The following is a 4,476-nucleotide window of genomic DNA, read 5'->3' as shown; positions in this document are numbered from 1 at the left end:
CCGACTCTACGATTGTGAAGTACTCCAATAGCTCACTCGGAAAAACATGCCCCGGGGCTTCCAATACCAAATCCCCCATATCTTTTGAACGAAATGTAGCAATTCTTCAAACGCTCCCCACAAAATGGACGTGCCCCGTTTGTCTTAGCTGATCAATTTCTTATATCTTCGACAAGTATTGGAGCCAATATTCGTGAAGCCTCTGCCGCAGTACGTCGCAAAGATTTCGTGAATAAAATGAGTATAGCATCCAAAGAAGCTCGAGAGAGCTTGTACTAGATCGATATCTTCCAAAAATCAGAAGACTTGGACTTGAACATTCCGGGGCTTTCGACCCTTCAAGACGAATGCTCCCAATTATGCCGTATGCCTACCTCAATCGTAAAAACGATTAACGTTGGGGAAGAAAGTGAAAGAACGCAACTTAGAACTAAGAACTCAAAACTAAGAACTAAGATTTCGGCTTCAAATAAGTCGAAATCCCGGCCACATAACCCTCAAAGGCCTTTATGCCCGCTTTGGTCACGAAACACTCCGTCTTGGGGTAGTTATTCACAAAGGACTTCTCCACGGAGATGTAGTTCGATTCTTTGAGCTTCTTGATCTGTATGCTGAGATTACCTCGCGAAGCACCTGTTTTTTCGAGTAGGAAATTGAAATCGGCCTTTTCGACTCCGATCAATAGCGACATGATAGAAAGCCGGAGCTGATTGTGAAGTAAGGGATCGAGATCAGGCAGCATCCTTTTTAAACTTAAGTCGAAGCATATAACCAGGAATGAGGTAGGTGGCGATCATCGAGGTGGCGATCAATAACAATTGCACCTCAAAGGATTGATAAAAGGCAAAAATACCCATTGCCCAATTAAAAACACCTCCCCACATCAACGGCATAAATCGAACCATTCCGCCCGATACGAACAATGCCCAACCCCACAGCAAAAATAAAATGGGATAGACCTCATCCCAGCCCATCCGTGCCCCTTGCACCAACAAAGCGAGCATTACCACGACCATCCCACCCCACAGATAAGCCATTAAACGGTCGGTGTAGGTGGTAACGGTCGACTTCTTGCCTTGCCGATATCCCATGAACCCGGCAATTATTCCGCCCGCGGACATCAAAATCGGCCAAGGAACCCACGCCAGTTCCGGGATTCCCATTTGAATGAGCACATAATGGATTACTGCCGCCAAGGTCACTAAATATCCCCACAGCAGGTAGTGTGAACTGTTGTCGGTCAACCTATTTTGCGCAGTCTTGATCATCCCGCCGATTAGGCGGAGACTTTCTTCATGGGTTAATTCTTCTTGTTTCATGTTTCAATTTTTTCTGGTTCAAATTTTTCGCTCCAACGGCCGTGCGCATAACACAGTAGCCCCAATATTCCATAGATCCGGCCCGGCACAGCTATTCGCCCTCCAATTCCGGTAGGAGCCAGCACAATACTTAGCAGTCCGACCAGCACGAAAATGGCGTAGTGCCTCTCATACAGGTTTCCGGTGTATGCCATTTCCTTTTCCCTGTTTTTTTTGGCCCTGCGGGCCGATGAGAAGTACATCATGCTTATGCAGAGGGTTAGAGCGGCGAAGCCGATTCCGTACCAAACGAACACCTCGAGGAACTCATTCCACGTGAGGTTTGCGGCGTGTGAACGGTCGAAGCCCAGAAATCCGTTGATGAAATTCGTGGCGAGAAATTTCATGGGATACACGTAGTAAAGCACCACGGACAGCAATACGAAATTCCAAAATTTGACTCCACTCGTGACCACCGGAAACCTGTCGAAATAGGCCCGATGAACATCCCAGATCAACAACAAGGCCATGAAACTGAGTCCGAAGGCCAAGAATCCACGCAGGTTGTCTAGAAGATCGGCAAAGCTTTCGGGCACCTCGAGGGAGACGACCAATAGCGTCGCCGAAAAGGCGAATACTGCGTCAGAGAACGCTTCGAGCCGAGAGGCTCCGGTTTTAATCAATGGCTTCATATTTTTCTACGGTCATTTGCATAAAGGGATAGCGCTCATTGGAGTCCTAGGGTTTAAAGAAACCTTGTTCAACCCGGGTACCGTTTCGCGCATCCACATCGTATTCAACCCTTCCACCGGGCACATCGAACCCCCATGTGAAGAATCCAGGCTCTTTGAGATCGATATCGGCGATGACTCCGCCATCGCGCTGCGTAAATGCGTGAATCTTGCAGGATTTGACCTCACGATCCCAGAACAAGAGGCCTGCGGCCGAAAAGACCACTTCCTTCGTTTCAACGTCCTTCCCCGTTCCCTGAATTATCACTACGGTATTGCCGGCCCCGAACTCGATATCTTCGAACTGAAGGAATTCGGTCGTTTCACGAGTTTGTGGGTCCATGACCCATCCACTTCCCTTCCACAGGCCATTCATCCAACCAAAATCGGCCTCGACGTTCTGTGCTTGTAGCAAGGGAAGCCCTATCAACAGAGCTAAAAGGGTAAGTGTTAAGCGTTCCATAATCATTGGATTTGTGTTTGTTTCGGTTCAAATATAAACTTGTTTACTTTATAAACCAAATTGATTAAAGCAAAATTTTATGCAGATTTGAGCTTACTGCCACAGCCAATGAAAAGAATATGCCTTTGGTCCGGACCTCGAAATGTCAGCACAGCACTGATGTACAGCTTTGCGCAGCGGTCCGATACATCCGTTATCGACGAACCTTTGTACGGTCCGTATCTGGTCCGCACCGGAGTGGATCATCCGGGTCGCGAGCATTTGATGGAGGAGCTCGATCTCGATGTCGACAGTTGTATCGAACGATTCACCTCCACGCAATATGATTCAAAGGTTCTATTCGTCAAGAATATGACACATCATCTCGAAGGAATCCGAGATCACAGTTTTTTAGAAAGTCTTTCTAACATTTTCCTCATTCGGGATCCAGAACAAATGCTTCCGACCCTGATCAAGCAAATCCCGCACCCTACCCTACTCGACACGGCTTACGAAAGGCAGCATCAACTTTTTACCGAGTTACAAAGCAAAGGTGAGGATTCGCTTGTTATTGACTCCCGGAATCTACTAATCAATCCGCAGGGCATTCTCAAGCTCGTTTGTGAGCGTTTCCAGATCCCATTCGAGGTGTCCATGCTTTCCTGGCCTGCGGGTCCGCGACCCGAAGACGGTCCTTGGGCACCCTACTGGTACCACAACCTCCATACAAGCACCGGGTTTCAGCCCTACCACCATAAAACAGAGCCCATGCCCGACTTTCTGGCACCGCTATTGCGCACCTGCAAACCACATTACGATGCCCTTTACGAACACGCAATTAACTCCTCAGTGCATGCCTGAATACATTCCTTTACCCGATGAACGAAACCGCGAAATAATGGTCTGGATCGACGGGAACCTTTACCCTCGCGACGAAGCCAAAATATCTGTCTTCGACAGCGTCGTTCAGGGGGGCGACGCCGTTTGGGAGGGACTAAGAGTCTATAATGGACGCATATTTAAATTTGAAGAGCATCTCGATCGCCTATTTCACAGCGCGCATGCCATGGCTTTTGAAGGGGTCCCTAGTCGGGACGATGTGAAGCGTGCGGTATTTAAGACCCTGGAGGTCAACGGTCAGATGGACGAAACCCATATTCGACTCACCTTGACCCGAGGTCGAAAGGTCACGAGCGGCATGAGTCCGCATTGGAACAAGTACGGTTGCTCCCTGATCGTGCTAGCCGAATGGAAAAAGAAGATCTTCGACGGTAAAATGCTTCGGCTTATTTCTTCGAGTATCAGAAGAAATCCGCCCATGTGCATTGATTCCAAGATCCACCACAATAACCTCATTAATAATATACTGGCAAAGATCGAAGCCAACGTCGCGGGAGTCGATGATGCGGTGATGCTCGATCTATATGGATTCGCCTCTGAAACCAATGCCATGAACCTCTTCATCGTAAAGGACGGAAAGCTATTTACTCCCTTTGCCGATGCCTGTCTACCGGGTATAACAAGAGCGACCATTCTGAGAATCGCAGCGGAAAAGAAATTCCCGCACGGCGAAAAGAACCTGAGCATTACCGAACTGTATACGGCCGACGAATGCTTCACTACCGGATCCATGGGCGAGGTGAGTCCAGTCGCCGAAATCGATGGTCGACGAATAGGTACTGGCCGCGTAGGCCCCATTACAGAGCAATTTCAATCCTGGTACACTGAGCTTACGGCTACGGAGGGAGAATCTATAGTTCTTAGTTCTTAGTGTTGAGTTCTTAGTTGGCCACTGGCCCATGGCAGTGAGCCGTGGGCTCTAAGCCATAGGCTATAAGCTTTAGCTTTAACTTTGGCTCCGGCTATTGATTGGGCTATTGAAGTTCTTATGTTTCGATTAACGATTCCACCCTCAACTCCCGCCCGGGAGAGTCTGTTCAGAAAAGTGTGTCACTTAACTTAGTGATATGAAAAAGCAAGAAATATCGAAAGCCGGCTTACAAGA

The 4,476-nt window shown here is 48.2% G+C and carries 7 protein-coding genes; 3 read left to right on the top strand and 4 right to left on the bottom strand.

Translation table 11 applies throughout. The annotated features are described in order from the left end of the window. The first annotated feature begins 162 nt into the window (after positions 1-162). Positions 163-279 (top strand): four helix bundle protein, encoded by a 117-nt coding sequence (locus J4F31_12045; protein ID MCE2497287.1) that lies wholly within the window; start codon positions 163-165, stop codon positions 277-279. Positions 280-451: 172 nt separating this feature from the next. Here the strand turns inward: J4F31_12045 and J4F31_12040 are convergent, their stop codons facing one another. The 4 genes from J4F31_12040 to J4F31_12025 are packed head-to-tail and all read right to left on the bottom strand — an operon-like array spanning position 452 to position 2,492. Further along, positions 452-742: a transcriptional regulator gene (locus J4F31_12040; GenBank protein ID MCE2497286.1), complete on the bottom strand. Its 291-nt coding sequence runs from the start codon at positions 740-742 to the stop codon at positions 452-454. Next, positions 732-1,319: a hypothetical protein gene (locus J4F31_12035; protein ID MCE2497285.1), complete on the bottom strand. Its 588-nt coding sequence runs from the start codon at positions 1,317-1,319 to the stop codon at positions 732-734. The genes J4F31_12040 and J4F31_12035 overlap by 11 nt, the downstream gene beginning before the upstream one ends. After that, entirely contained in the window at positions 1,316-1,990 is a 675-nt protein-coding gene (locus J4F31_12030; protein ID MCE2497284.1) for a DUF1211 domain-containing protein, read from the bottom strand. Before J4F31_12030 ends, J4F31_12035 begins: the two co-directional genes overlap by 4 nt. Before the next feature lie 46 nt (positions 1,991-2,036). Further along, a complete protein-coding gene (locus tag J4F31_12025) occupies positions 2,037-2,492 on the bottom strand; it encodes a hypothetical protein (GenBank protein ID MCE2497283.1) in 456 nt (151 codons plus the stop codon). 108 nt (positions 2,493-2,600) lie between these two features. On the opposite strand from J4F31_12025, the gene J4F31_12020 reads away from it, so the two are divergent. Next, positions 2,601-3,332, top strand: a complete 732-nt coding sequence (locus J4F31_12020; GenBank protein ID MCE2497282.1) for a sulfotransferase family protein — start codon at positions 2,601-2,603, stop codon at positions 3,330-3,332. Beyond that, complete coding sequence (locus J4F31_12015) at positions 3,325-4,242, top strand: aminotransferase class IV (protein MCE2497281.1); 918 nt, start codon at positions 3,325-3,327, stop codon at positions 4,240-4,242. Before J4F31_12020 ends, J4F31_12015 begins: the two co-directional genes overlap by 8 nt. Positions 4,243-4,476 lie beyond the last annotated feature (234 nt).

It is taken from the genome of Flavobacteriales bacterium (assembly GCA_021296215.1).
Lineage (GTDB): Bacteria > Bacteroidota > Bacteroidia > Flavobacteriales > ECT2AJA-044 > ECT2AJA-044.
Note: the sequence above shows the minus strand (reverse complement) of the source record. Positions and strands in the feature narration are given on the sequence as shown.